This window comes from Exiguobacterium profundum, from assembly GCF_042652865.1.
Lineage (GTDB): Bacteria > Bacillota > Bacilli > Exiguobacteriales > Exiguobacteriaceae > Exiguobacterium > Exiguobacterium profundum.
The window spans coordinates 1,080,377-1,101,806 of sequence record NZ_JBHSHG010000001.1 but is presented as its reverse complement, the minus strand read 5'-3'; the positions used below and the strand labels follow the sequence as shown (position 1 = coordinate 1,101,806).

At 47.6% G+C, this 21,430-nt stretch carries 21 protein-coding genes; 20 read left to right on the top strand and 1 reads right to left on the bottom strand.

Going from position 1 to position 21,430, the window contains the following annotated elements:
- Nucleotides 1-3: 3 nt before the first annotated feature.
- The gene (locus ACFO4U_RS05750; protein WP_215243820.1) at nt 4-753 is read left to right on the top strand and encodes a 16S rRNA (uracil(1498)-N(3))-methyltransferase; all 750 of its coding nucleotides are present in this window, start codon (nt 4-6) and stop codon (nt 751-753) included.
- Nucleotides 754-800: 47 nt separating this feature from the next.
- On the opposite strand, the gene ACFO4U_RS05745 is transcribed toward ACFO4U_RS05750, so the two are convergent.
- Nucleotides 801-4,457 (bottom strand): S8 family serine peptidase, encoded by a 3,657-nt coding sequence (locus tag ACFO4U_RS05745; protein WP_215243821.1) that lies wholly within the window; start codon nt 4,455-4,457, stop codon nt 801-803.
- Between the two features lie 308 nt (nt 4,458-4,765).
- Here ACFO4U_RS05745 and ACFO4U_RS05740 point away from each other — a divergent pair, with 308 nt between their 5' ends.
- The 19 genes from ACFO4U_RS05740 to glyS all read left to right on the top strand — a co-directional run bounded on the left by ACFO4U_RS05740 (nt 4,766) and on the right by glyS (nt 21,424).
- A complete protein-coding gene (locus ACFO4U_RS05740; protein WP_215243822.1) occupies nt 4,766-5,389 on the top strand; it encodes a class I SAM-dependent methyltransferase in 624 nt (207 codons plus the stop codon).
- Nucleotides 5,390-5,405: 16 nt separating this feature from the next.
- Complete coding sequence (locus ACFO4U_RS05735) at nt 5,406-5,873, top strand: S-ribosylhomocysteine lyase (RefSeq protein ID WP_012726660.1); 468 nt, start codon at nt 5,406-5,408, stop codon at nt 5,871-5,873.
- A gap of 1 nt (nt 5,874) precedes the next feature.
- Nucleotides 5,875-6,813, top strand: a complete 939-nt coding sequence (locus ACFO4U_RS05730; RefSeq protein WP_211782630.1) for a PLP-dependent cysteine synthase family protein — start codon at nt 5,875-5,877, stop codon at nt 6,811-6,813.
- Entirely contained in the window at nt 6,779-7,936 is a 1,158-nt protein-coding gene (locus ACFO4U_RS05725; RefSeq protein ID WP_074036592.1) for a bifunctional cystathionine gamma-lyase/homocysteine desulfhydrase, read from the top strand. Before ACFO4U_RS05730 ends, ACFO4U_RS05725 begins: the two co-directional genes overlap by 35 nt.
- Before the next feature lie 107 nt (nt 7,937-8,043).
- Nucleotides 8,044-8,922 carry an EamA family transporter RarD gene (rarD, locus tag ACFO4U_RS05720; RefSeq protein WP_074036593.1) on the top strand — a complete coding sequence of 293 codons (879 nt, stop codon included), beginning with the start codon at nt 8,044-8,046 and terminating at the stop codon, nt 8,920-8,922.
- Between the two features lie 79 nt (nt 8,923-9,001).
- Nucleotides 9,002-9,667 carry a deoxyribose-phosphate aldolase gene (gene deoC / locus ACFO4U_RS05715; RefSeq protein WP_012726656.1) on the top strand — a complete coding sequence of 222 codons (666 nt, stop codon included), beginning with the start codon at nt 9,002-9,004 and terminating at the stop codon, nt 9,665-9,667.
- A gap of 74 nt (nt 9,668-9,741) precedes the next feature.
- Complete coding sequence (gene rpsU / locus ACFO4U_RS05710) at nt 9,742-9,936, top strand: 30S ribosomal protein S21 (protein WP_029334745.1); 195 nt, start codon at nt 9,742-9,744, stop codon at nt 9,934-9,936.
- Nucleotides 9,937-9,969: 33 nt separating this feature from the next.
- On the top strand, nt 9,970-10,419 hold the full coding sequence (locus ACFO4U_RS05705) for a GatB/YqeY domain-containing protein (RefSeq protein WP_074036596.1): 450 nt from the start codon (nt 9,970-9,972) through the stop codon (nt 10,417-10,419).
- 134 nt (nt 10,420-10,553) lie between these two features.
- Nucleotides 10,554-11,066 (top strand): NfeD family protein, encoded by a 513-nt coding sequence (locus tag ACFO4U_RS05700; RefSeq protein WP_031423231.1) that lies wholly within the window; start codon nt 10,554-10,556, stop codon nt 11,064-11,066.
- Nucleotides 11,063-12,049: a flotillin-like protein FloA gene (floA, locus tag ACFO4U_RS05695; RefSeq protein ID WP_012726653.1), complete on the top strand. Its 987-nt coding sequence runs from the start codon at nt 11,063-11,065 to the stop codon at nt 12,047-12,049. The genes ACFO4U_RS05700 and floA overlap by 4 nt, the downstream gene beginning before the upstream one ends.
- Nucleotides 12,050-12,054: 5 nt before the next feature.
- Nucleotides 12,055-12,474 (top strand): hypothetical protein, encoded by a 420-nt coding sequence (locus ACFO4U_RS05690; protein ID WP_196430876.1) that lies wholly within the window; start codon nt 12,055-12,057, stop codon nt 12,472-12,474.
- A gap of 121 nt (nt 12,475-12,595) precedes the next feature.
- Nucleotides 12,596-13,567: a PhoH family protein gene (locus ACFO4U_RS05685; RefSeq protein ID WP_074036604.1), complete on the top strand. Its 972-nt coding sequence runs from the start codon at nt 12,596-12,598 to the stop codon at nt 13,565-13,567.
- A gap of 44 nt (nt 13,568-13,611) precedes the next feature.
- Nucleotides 13,612-15,699: an HD family phosphohydrolase gene (locus ACFO4U_RS05680; RefSeq protein WP_012726650.1), complete on the top strand. Its 2,088-nt coding sequence runs from the start codon at nt 13,612-13,614 to the stop codon at nt 15,697-15,699.
- The gene (gene ybeY / locus ACFO4U_RS05675) at nt 15,677-16,153 is read left to right on the top strand and encodes an rRNA maturation RNase YbeY (RefSeq protein WP_074036606.1); all 477 of its coding nucleotides are present in this window, start codon (nt 15,677-15,679) and stop codon (nt 16,151-16,153) included. The genes ACFO4U_RS05680 and ybeY overlap by 23 nt, the downstream gene beginning before the upstream one ends.
- Complete coding sequence (locus ACFO4U_RS05670) at nt 16,150-16,497, top strand: diacylglycerol kinase family protein (RefSeq protein ID WP_214690743.1); 348 nt, start codon at nt 16,150-16,152, stop codon at nt 16,495-16,497. The genes ybeY and ACFO4U_RS05670 overlap by 4 nt, the downstream gene beginning before the upstream one ends.
- A gap of 30 nt (nt 16,498-16,527) precedes the next feature.
- Nucleotides 16,528-17,436, top strand: a complete 909-nt coding sequence (era, locus tag ACFO4U_RS05665) for a GTPase Era (RefSeq protein ID WP_215243823.1) — start codon at nt 16,528-16,530, stop codon at nt 17,434-17,436.
- Nucleotides 17,437-17,439: 3 nt separating this feature from the next.
- Nucleotides 17,440-18,189, top strand: a complete 750-nt coding sequence (gene recO, locus ACFO4U_RS05660; protein ID WP_078147154.1) for a DNA repair protein RecO — start codon at nt 17,440-17,442, stop codon at nt 18,187-18,189.
- A 294-nt stretch (nt 18,190-18,483) separates the two neighbouring features.
- The gene (glyQ, locus tag ACFO4U_RS05655) at nt 18,484-19,377 is read left to right on the top strand and encodes a glycine--tRNA ligase subunit alpha (RefSeq protein WP_196431848.1); all 894 of its coding nucleotides are present in this window, start codon (nt 18,484-18,486) and stop codon (nt 19,375-19,377) included.
- Nucleotides 19,370-21,424, top strand: a complete 2,055-nt coding sequence (glyS, locus tag ACFO4U_RS05650) for a glycine--tRNA ligase subunit beta (RefSeq protein WP_215243824.1) — start codon at nt 19,370-19,372, stop codon at nt 21,422-21,424. Before glyQ ends, glyS begins: the two co-directional genes overlap by 8 nt.
- The last annotated feature ends 6 nt before the right edge of the window (nt 21,425-21,430 follow it).

Sequence of the window (21,430 nt, the reverse complement as noted above, 5' to 3'; positions counted from 1 at the left end):
GTTATGCAACGTTATTTTTTGACAAAAGAAGCCTTTAAAGGCGAAACGGTGACCCTTCCTTCAGATGTGGTCCACCACATCGGTACAGTCTTACGACAAGGTCCTGGATATGAGATGGTCCTGTTGGATGGTACAGGTGTTGAGTATGCCTGTGTCGTGACATCGCTTGAGAAGAAGAGCGGGGAAGCGAAAGTCACGTCATCGCGACAGGCGACGACTGAGTTGCCAATCGAGGTGACTTTGGCGTATGCACTCCCGAAAGGGGACAAAGTCGAGCTCGTCGCCCAAAAAGCGACGGAGCTTGGCGTCCACCATCTGTTGCTGTTCGAATCAGCGCGCTCTGTCGCCAAATGGGATGGAAAAAAAGCTCCGAAAAAAGTGGAGCGGATTCAAAAGATTATGCAAGAAGCGGCTGAACAAGCCTATCGTGCCGTTGTACCGACGTGTTCCTACATCTCTCCGAAAGAGATTCATCAGAAAATGGAGGGCTATGATGCCGTCATCATCGCGTATGAAGAGTCGGCAAAAGAAGGGGAACAGTCTGCTTTCGCACAACTGTTGACTCAACTGAAACCGAAACAACGCGTTCTCGTCATCACGGGACCTGAAGGTGGATTCGATATGAATGAAATCAATCAATGGACTCAGGCTGGAGCGACTGCATGTGCATTTGGACCACGCATTCTTCGGTCTGAAACGGCGCCGCTTTATGCATTATCTGCGATTTCTTTCGCGCTTGAACTCAACAAATGACATGAAAAACGGATGACCTGATTGAGGTCATCCGTTTTTTGTATCGCTTATTTTTTGTTAATTGTAATTACTTTTTTCGTGACGTTCCCGGCAAGGTCGGTCACTTCGAACGTGAAGGTATTCTTTCCTTTCGCTGTCACTGGAAGTGTGATTGTTCCCGTGCGTGAGAATGCACGCATCGCGTATGGTTCTTTCAACGTATAGTTCCATTTCAAGTCCCCGTTGACCCGAAGCTTGATTTCGTCGAAGTTATCCTTTACTTGAACTTTCACGTTTACAGACTTCTGTTTAGCCGATACGTTCTTCGGTACGTTTGTCACCGACAATGTTGCTTTCGTAGAGTCGACAAAGATTGGACGGACGAAGTTCGTCACGTTCCCAGCAGTGTCTTCTGCGACAAAGCGGACTTTGTGGAAACCATCCTTATATGTGCGTGTCGTATTGAACGTATATTGTTTCGCTGACGCGTCATATTTGAGTGGTACGTCGACCCCGTCTACCGTGAACGATGCGATTTCAGAGGCATCCTTGATTTGACCGATCAATGGAACGATGGATGTACCGTAAGGAGACAAGGCGAGTGGTGCATCGACAAAGATACCAGGTTTGGCCGCATCATTTTCTGTTGAAACATTTCGAGTGATCACGTTCCCGGCATTGTCTGACACACGAACTGAAAGCTGATCTGTAGTCTCGAGCGGCTGTTCAAGTGTGAAGTTCGCTGAAGCTTTCGCTTCTTTTGCCACGACTTTCCCGTTGATGAGGAATTCGATACCGTTGATTCCAGCAAAGTCATCCGACGCTTTGACGCTTGCTACGTTGTCGTCCCAACGAAGCGTGAAGCGTGGGTCTATGTAATCTACTTTGACAGGAATGCGCATCGTTTGAGCTTGTTTCTTCATGTAATCGATGCTTGCTTCGATTTCATAGTAATATGTGCCTTTTGGCGCCATCTTCCCATTCAATTTTCCGTCCCAAGCGTTATCCGCTGCGTAATAGTAATAATCACCACTTCCGCCATCGAAGTAGTTCTTTCTCAATTCGTCTTCCATCTTGAGGGTGCGAAGGACGTTCCCTTTCTCATCTACGACGCGATATTTGATGTCTTTCGCATTGCGTAATAGCGAGAAGACTGGAGTAGCCGTATCTTTCGACCCGTCTCCGTCCGGTGAAATGGCAACCGCTTCGCTAGCCACAGATTCATCTAGTTTTTCACCTAAGTAGTTTCCTTCTGCATCCACCAATCCAGAGACGCCATAGAATGCGCCTTCTCCATAGATTGTCTCGTCAAAGATCGGCGCTTTGCCCCAATCCCCTTCAAATCCGACGATTGGAACGACGAGAGATGGATGACCGTCTGTACCGCGCGGATCAGTCAAACGAAGGAATCCGTCGACGAAATAGCCGTTCTCAAAGACAGATTTAGCGGATACAGTGCCTTCCAATGTTTCAGGATTCAACACTTTTGCTTTCGAGACATCGATTGAAACGTTAATTTCCTTCTTCTGTTTTGCTTTCAACGTGACTTTACTTGTGTTTGATCCGTTAATTTTAATGATCGCTTGTTGAAGTGCTTGCGCTTCCATCGCATTTTGAACGATTCCGTCTTTGTTTTTGACAGCGAGATCCGTTTGCAACGATGCGGCTACATCATAAGTTAACGATTCAGTCGACGTGTTCTCGACGACGATCGTGAACGATGCTTTGCTCTTCGACAACTCTTTTAAAGCGACTTTTGCTTCTTTTGTCGACTTCTCATATGCGACAGCAGGAGAGGTGACGGCTGCATGCAATTGCATTAGACCTGCTCCGGCCCGACGTGGTGAGTATGGGAGTGATTGTTTCAATTCTTGGTTATAAGGTCCGATATCTGTGACAGGCTTCGACGTGTTGAGTAACAAGTTTTTCGCCATCGTGACACGTGCTTTTCCACTCAATTTGAAGTCACGGTCCACACGCTCAAGGACGAGGGCCGCCCCTCCGGCAACGTGTGGTGCTGCCATCGATGTTCCGCTCATCAACCCATATTGGTTATCGTTGAACGTAGAGAAAATTTGGCCACCTGGAGCAGAAAGCTCTGGCTTGAAGTCAAGGTTCGGTGTGACGCCCCACGATGTGAAATCAGACATCGCACCGGCTGAACGGTTATTGACACTGATGCGGTCACCGGCAAACGTCACTTGAAGCGGAGCGTCTGCTAACTTGTCTTTCAGTTCATTCCCGTCCTGGATGCTGAGTGAAGCCATCGGAATTTGAGGTTGATCGAGAGCCATCGAGACATAATCGCCGTGCCCGACCGCACCACGTACGATGACACCTGCTGCGCCTTGCGCTTCAGCTGTTTTTTGGATCTGCGAGTAGAAGTAACCGCCGTCGCGAACAGCAAGGACGAGTTTTCCTTTTACGTCTTTTCCTTCATAATTCTCCGGTTGTCCGTCTCCGACATATACGATGTCGTATGTTCCTTCTTTGAAGGCAGGGCCGTCTTGTTTCTTCCATCCAATCTTCTCATCACCGACTCTGAATGCATCCAATTGAATTTGATCGTTCTCAAGAGAGGCGACCGATGTAGATGCTTGACTGACACTCGGCGCCCCAACGACGCCCGTATCTGGGTTTGAAGCAGTCGGCAAGTCAAATCCGTGACCGAAGTATGCGGAGTTCCCAGCAGAAATCGACATAAAGATGCCGTTGTCGACAGCACGTTGAACGGCTTGTTGCTCTGGAGAATCGGCATCGACGAAACCGGCTGTTGATCCGAGGCTCATGTTGATGACGTCAGCACCGAGTTTAATGGCATCATCAATTGCTTTGATGTAGATATCTCCATATGTAGACGCATAGTTCGGGTCGTTACTGAATACTTTCAATCCCAAAATTTGTGCTTCCGGTGCGACACCTTTGATCCCACCGTTTTCTAGGTCACCGTTTGCGGCAACTGTACCGGAAACGTGCTGTCCGTGCATTGAAGCGCCAGGTGAATCATCTTTGATGTCATCGTTCTCATCGTAGTAGTTATATGCGTATGGAACTTTCTCGTTGACGTATTCGCCTGGGAGACCGAACGATGTGATGGCTTGATTGACTTCTGATTGAGTCAACTCTGCCGTTTTAGCGTCGGTGATCTTATAATCCCGGTGCTCAGGGTCGATTCCAGAATCGATGACAGCGACGACAGTACCTTCTCCGGCAAATCCGTAATCTCCCCACGTTTGTTCGGCTTGAACCATGCCGTTACTCGTGATCATATCCGGTTTGACTTCAGGGCGCTCGTACTCGTTGACAATGTGAACGGTCGCCACTTCAGGTAATGCTTCGACTTTGGCGATTTCACTTGTAGATAAGAATGTAGAGAAGCCATTAAAGACGGTCGTGAACTCTTCAATCGGTGTAGCGGTTACGCCTTGTTTCTTCAAGGCAGACTTGGCACGTTTTTGCTCCGATTGAACAGATTGTTGTGCCTTATTTTGCTCTGATTTCGACAATTCATTAAATTTCTTCCCTTTTTGAGCGGCTTCGGCAATGGCAGGATCCCCGACGAGCTCTACAACGACCCGAACTTTTTTCTGTTTTTTCTCAAGAACCAATTTCGGTTTAACGGAAGCTTCTGCTGAAACAGAAGTTGTTCCAGCTTGAATCAGTGCAGGTGACAAGGCTATACATGTGGCGAGTGAAGCGTTTAAATAGATTTTTTTTCGTGACAACGTATGGACCCCCTAAAATTTGTTATTACCTGTAAAAAATAAAGCATAGACTTACATTGAGAATTATCATATCGCTATTCAGATAAAAAAGAGTGGATTTATTTGTAAAGTAGGTAAGTGTTTTTGCACAAATTTTAATGTTCTGACAATTACTAAAGACCTAACACATAAGACCTATATCCAATTGCATATGATGCGTGAATCTAGCGAATGACTTGAAATGAATAAAAAAACCTGTTAATGTAACGTTAAAGTTAAATACCAATAAAACATATCAAATTAGTAAGAATTAAGATTGGGGTAGCGATATGAACTTACCATTCATGGACATCTTTAAGGATTGGGCAAAGGATTATGATACGACGGTCGAGGGGCATGATGAGCAATATCACGAAGTCTTCATCGGTTATGAGCAAATGCTCGATGAGGTTGCCCTACATGTCGAAGGAAGGGTACTTGAGTTTGGTGTCGGAACAGGAAACTTGAGCAGTCGAATTATAAAAGGGCATCCGTTGATTGCGATTGAACCGTCGCCGGAAATGCGACAAATTGCTGTTGAAAAGTTGGGGATTGAAGTACTCGAAGGTGATTTTCTCCGATATCCGAAGTTATCACATGTAGATACGATCGTATCGTCATATGCTTTTCACCACTTGACAGATTCTGAAAAGGCCACGGCCATTGGTCGATACGTCGAAGACTGGGAACACCCGAAGTTCGTGTTGCTTGATACGATGTTTGAGTCACCAGCAGCTCGTCAGGACATCATCGATTGGGCGACTGCGAAAGGGTACTCGGACCTCGTCGAAGATTTAAATCGTGAATACTATCCATTTACGTCAACGATTCGTTCCATGTTAGAAGCGAACGGATACAACGTGACGATGACGCAGAAAAACAAGTTTGTCTGGCTCGTAATAGCCACTAAATAACGAGGAGGAATTACTCATGAAAACATATAATGTTGAAAGTTTTAACTTGGATCATACGAAAGTACAGGCGCCGTTTGTCCGTTTAGCTGGTGTGAAAGAAGGGACGGCTGACACGATTTATAAATACGATATTCGTTTCATTCAACCGAACGAAGGACTCATGCCGATGCGCGCGGTTCATTCACTTGAGCATTTGATTGCCGAGAACAGTCGCAATCATTCCGAAGACATTGTCGATATCTCACCGATGGGTTGCCAGACAGGTTTCTATTGGACAATGCTCAATGATGGGAACTACGAACGAATGCTTGACCTCGTGGAAGCGACGTTGCGTGATGCGATGAACGCTGAGGAATTGCCTGCGCAAAACCCTGTTCAATGTGGGAATGCGAACCATCATGATTTCGAAGGTGCCAAAAAATTAGCGGCAGACATGCTCGCAAAACGCGATGAATGGCATATCGTCTTCAAGGACGAGGCATAAGATGATTGTCCGTGACGTCTATGAACTCATCGGAGACACACCGCTCATTGAACTTCGAACGCTTCCTGTACCAGCAAATGTCAAAGTGTACGGGAAGCTCGAGATGATGAATCCAGGTGGGAGTGTTAAAGACCGACTCGGGATGAATTTGATTGAACGGGCGATCGAACGTGGCGATGTGGCACCCGGTGGAACGGTGATCGAACCGACAGCAGGTAATACGGGGATCGGGCTTGCGCTCGCTTGCCAACGATTCGGGATTCGACTCATGACGGTCACTCCTGAAAAATTCAGTCAAGAGAAGCAGGCATTGATGCGACTGCTCGGAGCAACCGTCGTCAACACGCCGACGGAACTCGGCATGAAAGGTGCGATCGCACATGCTATTGAGTTGGCCAAAGAACATGACGCCTATGTCCCAGAACAGTTCTCGAACCCGGATAACCCGGATGCTTATGTCGACATCCTTTCACATGAGTTGTTGAAAGATGTGCCACAAATTGATGTATTTGTAGCGGGAGCGGGATCAGGTGGAACATTCACCGGTGTCGCCAAATCATTAAAGCCACTTGGAACGAAAACTGTCGTCGTAGAGCCGGTCGGTTCCATTTTGAATGGCGGTGAACCAGGACCACATAAAACAGAAGGAATCGGCGTCGAAAAATGGCCACCCTTTTTGGAGAGGGCTTACGTCGATGCGATTCATACCATTACAGATGAGGAAGCCTTCTACTACGTGGCACATTTAGCGAAACAGGAAGGTTTGCTCATCGGTAGTTCTTCAGGCGCTGCCATTGCAGCATGTGTAAAAGAAGCGAATCAATTGACGGAAGGCACGATTGTCACCATCTTGCCTGATAGTGCAGAACGATATTTAAGTCAAGGAATTGTCAAGGAGGCAGAACATGCGTACAAAGACAGCACTCATTCACGGCGGTAAAACGACGGACCCGTTGACAGGGGCCGTCACGCCACCGATTTATCAAACGAGCACGTATAAGCAAGACGGGATTGGCAACTTGCGAGAAGGGTACGAGTACTCACGATCAGCAAACCCGACTCGGACGGCATTAGAGACATTGATTGCCGACATCGAAGGCGGCGTGCAAGGATTTGCATTCGGATCTGGCATGGCAGCCATCTCGACGGTGCTTATGTTATTGAAATCTGGAGACCACGTCATCGTCGGGTCTGATGTATATGGAGGAACGTACCGTGTATTCAATCGAGTATTTCAGTCACGAGGCTTGGAAGCAACTTTTGTCGATACATCCGATGAAGCAGCGGTTCGGGATGCGCTTCAAGCGAACACGAAAATGATTTATGTCGAGACCCCGACAAATCCTCTCTTGAACGTGACGGACATTCGGGCGATGCGTACGATTGCCGATGAAGCAGATGTGTTACTCGTCGTGGACAATACGTTTATGACCCCTTACTTCCAAAATCCGATTGATCTTGGTGCAGACTACGTCCTTCACAGTGCCACAAAGTACTTAGGCGGACATAGTGACGTCGTAGCGGGACTTGTTGTCGCGCGAACGGAAGAGCAGGGCGAAGCTTTGGCGTTTCTTCAAAACTCTGTTGGCGCAGTCCTTGGACCACAAGATAGCTTCCTTGTTGTACGGGGAATCAAGACGTTGGCTGTTCGGATGGAAGAGATTGAATCGAATGCACGAGCATTGGTTGAATTCCTTCAGTCGAACGAGTCTGTATCACGCGTGCTCCATCCAAGTGTATCCAGTGAGGAAGCGAAGCGGATTCATTTATCGCAGGCACGTGGATTCGGTGGGATGATCGCATTTGATGTCGGTTCAGCGGAAGCGGCAGAAATGATGGTAGCGAAGACGAAATACTTCACGCTCGCAGAAAGTTTAGGAGCGGTTGAGAGTTTGATTAGTGTTCCGGCACGCATGACACATGCCTCGATTCCAGCCGAACGTAGAGCGGAACTTGGCATCACCGATGGGCTCGTCCGTATTTCGGTCGGACTTGAGGACATTGATGACTTGATCGAAGACTTGGCACAAGCATTAACAGCAATTGAACAAGTGAAACAATAAACGGTCAGGGCGCGATTTCGCGCCTTTTTTTCATGAAACAAAAGTCTTGTATCGGGAGTCTTTCATCGACTAAACTGTCTTTAACTTGTAAGAGAGCGGGTGAACGTGTGAATAAGGGAGTATGGACGACAATCGGGGCGTACGTCATGTGGGGCGTCCTTCCGATTTATTGGAAATTTTTGCAAGAAGTACCGAGCGGTCAAATTTTAGCACATCGAATCGTTTGGTCATTTTTATTTATTCTGCTCGTTCTGAGATGGACAAATCAGTGGAAAGAGTTCGGTTACGCACTTCGACATCCGGCTACACGAAACGCATTCATGTTGAACGGATTCATCGTCAGTGCCAACTGGTTTGTATACATATGGGCTGTCAATCACGGATATATCATTGAAGCTTCTCTCGGGTACTACATCAATCCTCTCGTCAGTATGGTGTTAGGGGTGCTCGTCTTTCGGGAATCATTAAATCGAGTCCAATGGATGGCCGTTGGGATTGCATCAATTGGCGTCCTCGTCTTGACGTTAGGATACGGCACGTTCCCGTGGATTTCATTCGTCTTGGCGAGTACGTTCGGATTCTATGGAATGGTGAAGAAACGACGTCCTCTTGCTTCTACGGTCAGCCTAGGAATTGAAACGCTGGCGGTGGTCCCGGTGGCATTGCTCTTCCTCGGAAATCAAGTTGTCACCGACAATATTGCGTATAACATGTCGCCTGTCATTTGGATCGCCCTTCTTGGAACGGGCGTGGTCACGGCGTTACCTCTTCTCCTATTTGGGTACGGGGCACAACATATCCCGTTCACGCTTGTCGGGTTTCTTCAATTTATCGCACCGACACTTAGCTTGATTATCGGGGTCGTCATGTACCATGAACCGTTTACGGCATACCATGTCTTTGCCTTCACCTGCATTTGGCTCGCTATTTTCTTCTTTAGTTGGAACAGTTGGGTCGTCGCTCGTAAACGTCGTCAGTTGATTTAGATTTGAAAGCTGTTACATCTCATCAAAACATGGTAATATGTTAGATGTCAGACTTATTTGTCAGAGGAGGAAATGAATCATGGAATTAGCCCGTTATATCGACCACACAGCTTTAAAGGCTGAAACAACAAAAGATCAAATTACAACACTTTGTGCAGAAGCGCTCGAATACAAATTCGCAAGCGTTTGTGTCAACCCGACATGGGTCAAATATGCAGCAGAACAACTCAAGTCAGATGATGATGTCAAAGTATGTACAGTCATCGGTTTCCCACTTGGTGCAAACACACCTGAGGTAAAAGCATTTGAAACAAAAGATGCGATTGCCAATGGAGCAGATGAAGTAGACATGGTCATCAACATCGCAGCACTCAAAGATGCTGACTACGATCTCGTAGAACGTGACATCCGTGCGGTTGTCGAAGCGGCAAACGGTACACTCGTCAAAGTCATCTTCGAAACATGCATGCTTACAAAAGAAGAAATCAAAAAAGCTGCCGAACTTTCAGTGAAAGCTGGAGCAGACTTCGTCAAAACATCGACTGGTTTCTCGACTGGTGGCGCGACAGTTGAAGACATTCGCCTCATGCGTGAGACGGTCGGACCTGACATCGGCGTAAAAGCTTCAGGTGGCGTCCGTGACTTCGAAGGTGCGAAAGCGATGATCGATGCTGGTGCGACACGTATCGGTGCTTCAGCAGGTATCGCGATTGTCACTGGTGGACGTTCAGACAGCGACTATTAATAAGTGGTTGACCACACGACTTAATTTCACTATAATATGATATGACGTGTGAAACACGTTTCCTTAGTCGTGTAATTCGGAGGGAGGGAAAACTAGTGGAAACTCGTGTCCGTAAAAACGAATCGCTTGAAGACGCTCTTCGTCGTTTCAAACGCGGTGTTTCGAAAGATGGCACACTTGCCGAAGTTCGTAAACGTCGTCACTACGAAAAGCCAAGCGTAAAACGTAAATTGAAATCAGAAGCTGCGCGTAAGCGTAAGAAATTCTGATTCCAGTTTCATTTGTAGAGAGGGTGTTGGCTCATGAGTCTTCAAGAACGCTTGACGGACGACATGAAGCAAGCCATGCGCGCGAAACAAAAGGATCGTCTTACGACAATCCGGATGGTCAAAGCGTCGCTCCAAAATGAGGCTATCAAACTAGGTCGTCAAGATCTTACCGAGGAAGAGGAACTCACGGTGCTCAACCGAGAGATGAAACAGCGCAGAGACTCCCTCCGAGAATTCGAAAGCGCTGGTCGTGAAGACCTTGCTTCCAAAGTAGCAGAAGAGATTGTCGTCCTAGAAGCCTATATGCCTGAACAACTTTCAGAAGATGAAGTGACCGCCATCGTCCAAGCAGCAATTGCTCAAACGAATGCAGCCGCTCCATCAGATATGGGTAAGGTGATGGGCGTCGTCATGCCGCAAGTCAAAGGCAAGGCAGACGGTGGTCTTGTGAACCGAATCGTCAAACAACAATTGACGAATTGATGAAAAAAGCAGTTACTTTTCGGGAAACCGAAAGTTTCTGCTTTTTTTTGCGTATTCTGAAACCACATTCAATCTTGTTTCGTATACACTAGAGATAGGAGATAGCTTTGAATTTGGAAGGGGGTAGCAAGACGATGACATTTGGTCTCGGAGTGATTCTGACAGTCTTTTTTGTCGGAGTCGTCCTTCTTGGAATTGAAGTGTTCGTAGCAGGGTTTGGATTGTTCGGTTTGCTTGGGATCGGAGCCGTCGTTGCGAGTTTGATTATGGCTGGTGCGACGATCGGTCAACTGTGGCTATCGATTGGTCTCGCGGCAGCGGTGCTAACAGGTCTCGGCTTTTGGGCATACCGCCGCTTGAGTACGAATCGTCCGCTCATTTATAAAGGGTTGATTTTGACGGATTCGACATCGACTGAAAAAGGCTACTTGTCCCACGAAGATCGAAAACAACTTCTCGGCAAAGTGGGAGTCACCTTGACACCACTTCGCCCAGCAGGTACTGCCGAAATCGACGGAGAACGACTTGATGTCGTGACGGAAGGTGGCTATCTCGATCAGCAGACAAAAATTCAGGTTTATAAAGTGGATTCTGGACGGATTGTCGTTCGAAGCTTTGTAGAACCGAAGGAGGATGTAACAGAATGACACCAGAATTACTGACAACGTTACTCATTACAGGTGGAGGATTGATTGCACTTGCCGTATTCTTCACGTTCGTACCGGTCGGACTATGGATCAGTTCGTTTGCAGCGGGCGTCCACGTCTCGATCTTCACATTGATTGGAATGCGCCTTCGTCGCGTTATTCCTTCGAAAATCGTGAACCCGTTGATTAAAGCGGTTAAAGCAGGAATTGAATTAAACACGAACCAACTTGAAAGTCACTTCTTGGCTGGTGGTAACGTAGACCGCGTTGTGAACGCATTGATTGCGGCGCACCGTGCGAATATTGAATTGTCATTCGAACGGGCTGCTGCCATCGATTTAGCAGGACGTAACGTGCTCGAGGCTGTACAGATGTCAGTTAACCCGAAAGTCATTGAAACGCCATTTATTGCGGGTGTCGCGATGGATGGGATTGAAGTGAAGGCGAAAGCACGTATTACCGTACGTGCGAATATCGATCGTCTCGTCGGTGGTGCGGGGGAAGAAACGATTATCGCCCGTGTCGGTGAAGGGGTCGTGTCGACAATCGGTTCACAAAACAACCACAAGCACGTACTAGAGAATCCGGATATGATTTCACGGACTGTCCTCACAAAAGGTTTAGATTCAGGAACAGCGTTTGAGATTCTTTCGATCGATATTGCCGACATCGATATCGGTAAGAACATCGGCGCGGTCTTGCAGACGGACCAAGCAGAAGCAGATAAGAAAATCGCTCAAGCGAAGGCGGAAGAACGTCGCGCGATGGCGATTGCGCGCGAACAAGAAATGAAATCTTCAGTAGAAGAAATGCGTGCGAAAGTTGTCGGTGCCGAAGCGGAAGTCCCACTCGCGATGGCAGAAGCGTTACGAAACGGAAAGCTTGGTGTCATGGATTACGTGAACTACTTGAACGTTCAAGCGGATACAGAAATGCGAAAAGCGATTGGGGCACCTGTCGATTCTGAATCAGATAATGAGTGATTGATATGGATGGACTATGGGTACTCTTGTTAGCCGCCTTCGGAATTGCCTCGGCAGTGATGAAACGGCTCGAAAAATCATCGTCCTCTGGAGACCGTCCTCAAAGCAGTGAACTGAAACGCTATTTGGATTCGGTAGGGGACGTCATGAAAGAGATTGAAACGGCATTCGATGACTCGGACGAAAAACCGACACCACAAAAGGTGAGGCGTCGAGTCGCTCGAACGGTAGAAGAACGACCGGCTCCACGTGAACGTCATGTCGAGATGCCGAAAGTGAGCGCGCAATTCGAACAAGCGGTTAAAATTCCACCGATTCAAAAGGAAAAGAAACCGAGACAACTGAACGTTTCACAAAAGCGAATGCGGGAAGCTGTCATTTGGAGTGAGGTATTACAACCTCCTATCTCGAAACGGAAGAAGTGAACAGAAGGCAGTGACGTCATGTTACTGCCTTTTGCGCGTGGAAAATTACGCGGTCTTTCTTTCACGATAGGCGTGATAGTGCTAAAGTAAAAGAGGAATAACCGATTTTAATGAGGGGGCAATGCATCCATTGATTATGACTGATAAAATACCATTCGTCATGGAACATGCGAACGAAGCACAAGCTTTACTCGGACCGAAAGATGAAGTGTTCCAGGCGATTGAAACAGAATTGAAAGTGGCACTCATCCCAAGGGGTGAGGAGTTGATTATTCAAGCCGATACACTTGAGGCTCTTGAATTAACGAAACAAGTGATCATCACCTTGCAGACGTTAGTGAAAAAAGGTGCACGTCTAAATGAAAGTGATGCCATTAGCGTCATCCAGCACATTCAAGTCGGAAAGGGAGATGAACTGCTCGAACATTATGAACGAGTTGTTTTTACGACGAATAAGGGGAAACCGATTCGTGCCAAGACAGTAGGTCAAAGCCGGTATGTTCGCGCGATTGAACGACGTGATCTCGTCTTTGGTATCGGACCAGCCGGAACAGGAAAGACGTACCTAGCTGTCGTACTTGCGGCGCGTGCCTTAAAAGAAGGGCAAGTCAAACGGATCATCTTGACGCGTCCTGCCGTTGAAGCGGGAGAGAACCTTGGATTTTTACCGGGAGATTTAAAAGAGAAAGTGGACCCATATCTCCGCCCATTATACGACGCCCTATTTGATGTGTATGGCGTGGAACAGACGAACCGTTTGTTAGAACGGGGCACGATTGAAGTGGCTCCGCTCGCTTATATGCGTGGACGCACGTTAGAAGATGCGTTCGTCATCTTGGATGAGGCCCAGAATACAACAAAAGAACAGATGAAGATGTTTTTGACGCGACTCGGTTTTGGATCGAAAATGGTGGTCACAGGGGATTTGACCCAAGTCGATTTACCGAAAGGCAAGGCATCGGGGTTACAGGAAGCGTTACGCCTGTTAGAAGGCGTGGATGGTATTCATTTTGAACACTTCAGTGCGTCTGACGTCGTCCGTCATCCGCTCGTTAAGAAAATCATCAACGCCTATAGTACGGACCTCACTTAAATGTACGTGTGAGGTCACCAGATCGTGAAAAGGGGGGGGCACGAATGCAGCAAGCTAAAAACTGGACAGTCGCGACCATCTCGTTGATTTTCTTTCTCTTATTAGGCGCCATTCTATACTTTACCGTGCGCCCATCCATCATCAGTGTGGAACCGCTTGGGATTGCCGAACAGGATATTCGGTCTCCGATCACTGTTGAGGACCGTGTTGCGACCGAACGATTGAAACAAGAAGTGACAAATGGTGTCGGCAGTCAATTCTCCTTGAGAAAAGAATTTGCAGACCAACAAATCGCTAAAGTCGAGCAGTTGTTCGCAGCATTCGACCAAACGGATGAGGAGACTGAACTGGCGGATATTAAAAACCGTCTAAATTCTACAGAGGCGAACGGTGTATTAGCTGATGAAGAGTTGAATTCGTTGCTTGAAGCGAGTGAAGATACCCGACAAACGGTAGAAGATGTCACAGTCACCGCGTTACAACAAGTGATGGACGACCGGATTGAAACGAGTAATGAAGCGGTCGCTGCGGCTCGAGACCGAGCAGCAGCGATTATCGATCAATCGCCGCTCTCGTTTGAGTTCCGCGCCATTTCGAAAACGTTAAGCGATGAACTCATCGTACCGAACTATGTATTTGACTCTGAGGCGACCCGTCAAAAAGAACAAGAGGCCGTCGATGCTGTCGATCCTGTCATCATTCAAGAAGGACAGTTACTCGTCAGTCAAGGTGAGGTGGTGACTCGAGAGATATATCGGAAATTAGAGCTATCTGGAGCCATCGATCCGAATCGTTCCCTTGCACCATTATTCGGGTCATTCTTGCTCAGCGCATTGTTGACCGGTGGGTTTCTATTCATGCTCATCCGCTCGAAAATCAAAGACCTGTTACTGAGTCCGAAAATCTTAGTGACGGTCTATGGCTTGCTACTTTTACAACTCGGCATCTTTTTTGGTGTCGGATACATCGGTGTCGATTTTACGACATATGCCTATATTTTAGCGCCGACAGCGTTCGTCGTATTGCTTCTACGCATCTTGATCGATGAACGAGTTGCGCTCGCCTCGGCCTTCATTACGATGATTGCCGGGAGTGTCGTTGTCACATTCGGACAGAGCACGAATTTCATGACGCTCGTGTATGTGGCGACGGGTAGTTTTCTAGCTGTCTTTTTAGTTGAACCGAAAATTCAGCGGAAGCGACTATTCTTATCAGGGGTGTTGCTCGGTTTCGTCAACATCATCATGGTCATCGCGTTACTCTTACTTCGGAACGTGCAAGTTTCCTGGGAAATGGCGATGTATCTTTCTGGATTTGCCGTCATTAGCGCCTTGCTCTCCATTGTCTTGACGTTTGGCTTCCTGCCATTTTTGGAACCGTGGTTTGGCGTCTTGTCTTCTGGTCGACTTGTAGAATTGATGAGTCCGACGCATCCGCTGCTGCGGAAACTTTTAATGGAGGCACCTGGTACGTATCATCATAGTATGATGGTGGCGAACTTGGCAGAGTCCGCATGTGAGGCGATTGGCGCAGATGGTCTTCTCGCACGTGTCGCAAGCTATTATCACGATCTTGGGAAGACGGAGCGTCCCCTTCATTTCATTGAAAATCAACAAGGTGGCGGGAATCCTCATGATCGCTTGACGCCTGAAGAATCGGCAGACATTATTATGGCTCATCCTTATGACGGAGCGGATCTGTTGCGACGTTATAAGTTACCGAAAGAAATCATCGATATAGCAGAGCAGCATCACGGAACGTCTTTATTGAAATATTTCTACGTTAAAGCGAAGGAAGATCCTGATAAAGAGGTGTTAGAGTCTCGTTTCCGCTACCCAGGTCCAAAGCCACAATCGCGCGAGGCTGCCGTTGTCATGATCGTCGATTCAATCGAAGCGGCTGTCCGCTCGCAGAAACAACCGACGCCAGAAAAAATCCGAATGCTCGTTCGAACAATCATTCGCGACAAGTTGGCGGATGGGCAGTTCGAAGAATGTGAATTGACGACGAAAGAAATTTGGCGCGTCGGAGAGAGTGCGTGTGAGACACTGACCGGCTTGTTCCACGAACGAATCGAATACCCAGAATTAAAGAAAGAGGGAGAATTACATGCAAATCATCTCGAACGATGAACATGAATTGTTAACTACATCTCAAATCGAGCTCGTCGAGTCGATTTTACAACATGCCGCCCAACTAGAAGAGGTGGAAGAGCCGAGCGAATTGTCGGTCACGTATTTAACAAATGCGGAAATCCATGAAGTGAACCGAGAATGGCGAGGCAAAGATGCCCCGACCGATGTCATCAGTTTCGCATTTGATGAGATGGGGGATGACGAGATGGATTTCATGCTCGATGAAGATGAGCCACATCTTCTCGGTGACCTCGTCATCTCGGTAGAACGATGCCGAGAACAGGCAGCTGACTATGGTCATTCGTTTGAGCGGGAGCTCGGCTTTTTAGCAATTCATGGATTCCTCCATCTACTTGGGTATGATCATATGACACCTGAGGAAGAAGCGGAGATGACGGCAAGGCAAGAAGAAGTGCTCACTCATTTTGAGTTGAAGCGAGGCAACGTGTGAGACCGTTCCGTGTAGCATGTGAGGGAATCCTCCATGCCGTTCGTTCGGAACGGAACATGCGACTCCATCTCCTGTCGGCTTTTCTCGTATTCGTCTTTTCCATCTGGTTACAGCCGACAAGACTCGAGATTGTCATCTTGTTCGGGTGGGTGATTGCCGTTATTAGCATGGAAATGATGAATACGGCAATCGAACGAACGGTTAATCTCGTGACAGAAGACGTCCATCCACTCGCGAAGCAAGCGAAAGATGTTGCCGCAGGAGCCGTTTTAGTTACTTCACTTGGTGCTGCCGTAACGGCGCTCATAATATTCGGTCCACGGCTATGGAACATGCTATACTAATAGTTCTGAAATAGAGAAAGCAGGTGCATTATGTATCAAGAAGATTTTAAATCCGGATTCGTCTCGATTATCGGACGACCGAACGTCGGGAAATCGACATTCTTAAACCGTGTGATCGGACAAAAGATTGCCATCATGTCGGATAAACCACAAACGACACGAAATAAGGTGCAAGGTGTGTACACAACCGATGATTCCCAAATCATCTTCATCGATACACCAGGGATTCATAAACCGAAACACCGTCTTGGCGACTTCATGATGAAAGTGGCGACGAACGCATTACGCGAAGTTGATGCGATTCTCTTCATGGTGAACGTGACGGAACCGCGTGGAGCTGGCGACGACTTTATTATTGAGAAACTCAAAGGGCTCGACACACCGATTATTCTCGTCATGAACAAGATCGATTTAATCCATCCAGATGAACTTCCGAAAGTGATTGAACAATATACGAACGAATTGGATTTCGCGGCGTACGTCCCGATTTCGGCGCTACAAGGCAACAACGTCGAACCGCTCTTAGGTGAGATCAAGAAATTGTTGCCTGAAGGACCGATGTATTATCCGGCCGATCAAGTAACGGACCACCCGGAGCGTTTCATTATCTCAGAGATGATTCGTGAGAAAGTGTTGCATAAGACACGCGATGAAGTCCCTCATTCGATTGCTGTAGCCATCGAATCGATCAAGAAACGTGAGAACTCTGAGATGATTGATGTCGAAGCCGTGATCATGGTGGAGCGTGATTCGCAAAAAGGAATCATCATCGGAAAAAAAGGGGCTATGCTTCGTGAAATCGGAACAGTCGCGCGCCATGATATCGAAGCGCTTCTCGGGACTAAAGTTTATTTGAACCTATGGGTAAAAGTGCAGAAAGACTGGCGTAACAAGATGGGTCAGCTTCGTGACCTCGGTTTCCGCGACGACGAGTATTGAGCCATGTTACAAAAAGTCACGGGAATCGTCGTTCGTACCGTTAATTATGGGGAATCGAATAAAGTCGTGACATTGTTTACAGAGGAACTTGGCAAAGTCGCGATCATGGCACGGGGTGCAAAGAAACCGGGTAGCCGGTTTCACGCCTCGAGTCAGCCGTTTGTGGAAGGTGTCTATATCTTTCCGTCTAGCCGAGGACTCGCTCAGTTAAAATCATCTGACGTCATGACGTCTTATCCTGAAATCCGAAAAGATGTCGAACGGATGGCATATGCGATGTATTGGTTAGAACTTGTTGATCGGTCTGTCGAGGATCGTGTCCAAAATCGTCCATTGTTTCGAATATTACGGGATGCCTTGCAGGCACTGAATGCGGGCATGGACGCAGATGTCATCACGCACTATGTTGAATTACGTATTTTGCATCTATTAGGCGTCGCCCCAGTCTTGACGGGATGCGTGCGCTGTGGAGATGTGACGGATCCCATGTACTTCTCTGTCGCGTCCGGTGGCTTTTTATGTGCGCGACATCCAGAAGAAGGTGTGATTCGGCTGTCCGAACGATTGGCGAAACTACTTTATTTGATGAGTAAGCACGAATTGTCAGAGTTTCGGAACGTTCCGCTATCGGATGAGTCCAGAGTCCTTTTGCGCCAGCTCTTTGATGCTTATATGGAATCGTATAGTGGACTACGATTGAAGACGAAGCGGGTGCTCGATCAAATGATTCGACTTCATCTGAATGAGGATTGACTTTTTATAGTGAATTCGATACGATGATGTACGATTAGACAAATGAAATAGCGTGCGCGATGAAGGAAAAAAGTAACTCTTCCTGTCATGAATGAAGCGAGTCCGGGGCGGTGTGAGCCGGGTATCATGAGAAGAGCGAATGGCGATTCCAGAGCGCCCACATCTTTTAAGAGTGGTCCCATTATTGGGGCAAGTAGGGTGGAACCGCGGGAATCAATCCCGTCCCTATGTGCTAGGCACATAGGGGCGTTTTTTGTCGTTTCAATACTATTGGAGGTGTCATTAATGAAGCACATGACAGTGCAAGAAATCATTCTCACGCTACAAAACTTTTGGGCGTCAAAAGGTTGTTTGACTATGCAGGCGTACGATGTGGAAAAAGGGGCCGGGACGATGAACCCGATGACATTCCTCAGAAGCCTTGGGCCAGAACCGTGGAACGTCTGTTATACCGAACCGTCACGCCGTCCAGCTGACGGTCGTTACGGAGAAAACCCGAACCGTCTTTACCAGCACCATCAGTTTCAGGTGATCATGAAGCCGTCACCAAACAACATTCAAGAGTTGTACTTGGAGAGTCTTGAACTGATTGGCATCAATCCGCTTGAGCATGACATCCGTTTCGTCGAAGATAACTGGGAAAACCCGACGTTCGGAGCAGCAGGTCTCGGTTGGGAAGTTTGGTTGAACGGAATGGAAATCACACAGTTCACATACTTCCAACAAGTCGGTGGAATCGAGTGTGACCCGATTGCCGTGGAAATCACATACGGACTTGAACGCCTCGCGTCATACATTCAAGAAGTAGAAAGTGTATTCGATCTTGTCTGGACAGACGGATTCAAATACGGCGACATTTTCTATCAACCAGAATTTGAACATTCGAAATATACGTTCGAATTGTCTGACGTCGACATGTTATTCACGTTATTTGATACGTATGAGAAAGAAGCGAAGCGTGCGCTTGAAGAAAACCTTGTCTTCCCTGCATACGATTACATTCTAAAATGTTCGCACACGTTCAACTTGTTGGACGCAAAAGGCGCCATTTCTGTGACGGAACGTACCGGCTTCATCCAGCGTGTCCGGAACATGTCACGTGCGTGTGCCGCTAAATTTATTGAAGAACGGGAACGCCTTGGATTCCCACTTTTGAAACAAGAGAAAGCAGGTGACTTGAATGCGTGACCTTCTGTTAGAGATTGGATTAGAGGAACTGCCGGCTCAATATGTCTTGCGTTCAGAGAAACAGTTGGCGGAACGTGTTGACGCGTTCTTAAAAGAGGCGCGTGTTGATTTTGGCTCAATCGAAGTGTACTCGACACCACGTCGTTTGGCTGTCATCGTTCGTGATGTGGCTGAAACGCAACAGGATTTGGCAGAAACTCTTCGTGGACCTGCCAAAAAGATTGCACAAGATGCGGAAGGTAACTGGTCGAAGGCGGCACAAGGTTTTGCACGTGGCCGCGGATTGACAGTAGAAGATCTCTATTTCGCAGAAGAAAAAGGAGTCGAGTATGTCTTCGCGGAACGTCATGAAAAGGGACAAGAGACGCTCTCGCTATTGAACGGTCTTGAAGATGTGGTCCGTAGCTTGACGTTCCCGAAAAACATGAAATGGGGAACGAGCAGCCTACGGTATATGCGTCCGATTCGTTGGTTGATCGCACTCTTTGGTCAAGACATCATCGACTTCACAATCGAAGGCGTGAAAACGAATAACGTGACGCGTGGGCATCGTTTCCTCAGTGAAGGGGACGTGGTCATCTCATCACCTACCGAATATGTCCAGACATTAGAGTCTGCTTTTGTCATGGCGAACTACGAGATGCGTAAAGCTGAAATCGAACGTCAAATTCAAGAGCTTGCAACGAAACAAGGATGGACGATTCCACTCGACGCCGACTTGCTTGAGGAAGTGACAAACTTAGTCGAATGGCCGACCGCTCTCTTTGGGGAATTTGATGAAGCGTACCTTGAATTGCCTGAGGAAGTGTTGATCACAACGATGAAAGAGCATCAACGTTATTTCCCGGTCTATCTCGACGGAACATTGAAAAACTATTTTGTGACGGTACGAAACGGGAATGCCGAGCATCTTGAAAATGTGGCGCGCGGTAACGAGAAAGTCATCCGGGCCCGTCTTGCGGATGCCGTGTTCTTCTATGAGGAAGACAAAAAGACGAAAATCGATGATCAGCTCGAACGTCTCGATCGCATCGTCTTCCATGAAAAATTGGGAACGACTGGTGCGAAAGCGCGTCGCGTGACGAAAATCGCTCAGGAACTTGCACCGTTGTTCGAGGCAGACCTTGAAAAAGTAAGCCGTGCCGGTGCCATTCATAAATTTGATCTCGTGAGCCAGATGGTATACGAGTTCACAGAACTTCAAGGAATCATGGGTGAGAAATATGCACTCCAACAAGGTGAAGACAAGGAAGTGGCAGCGGCAATCCGTGAGCATTACATGCCACGCTTTGCTGGGGACGCTTCTCCAGAGACGGCAACGGGTGCCGTTCTTGCCCTTGCCGACAAATTAGACTCGATTGCAGCATTCTTTGGCATCGGGATGATTCCGAGCGGTTCACAAGACCCGTTCGCGCTTCGTCGCCAGGCCCAAGGTGTCGTTCAGATTCTTGGAGATTGGAAGATTGATCTCTCAATCGACACGTTGCTTTCAAAAGTTGTCGAATTACAACTGGAAGCAGGACTCTATGAAGCCGATAAAGAACAAGTTAAGGCACAACTAGATGAGTTCTTCAAATTGCGCTTGAAATATCGCCTGCAAGAACAGCAGGTTCGTTATGATGTGATTGACGCCGTATTGACGACCTCATTGACGGTTGTGCGACTCGATGCTCGCGCAGACGCGATTCAAGAATTTGTATCGACGGATGCGAAGGCGTTGATTGAGCAATTGTCGCGCGTCGTGAACATTTCGAAAAAAGGTGAAGCGGGAGATGTCGATCCTTCCTTGTTTGAGAACGATCATGAGATTGCATTGCATGATGCGATTGAACAGACCGCTCCTGCAACAGCCGAAGCTGTCGAGATGGGAGATTACAAGAAAGCGCTCGACCTTCTACAACAACTCGAATCACCGATTATGATGTACTTCGAACATACAATGGTTATGAGTGATGATGAGGCGGTCCGCCAAAACCGTCTCCATGAAATGAACCGACTTGCAACGACGATTAAGCGTGTCGCAGATTTCAACGCGCTCGTACTCTAAACAAAC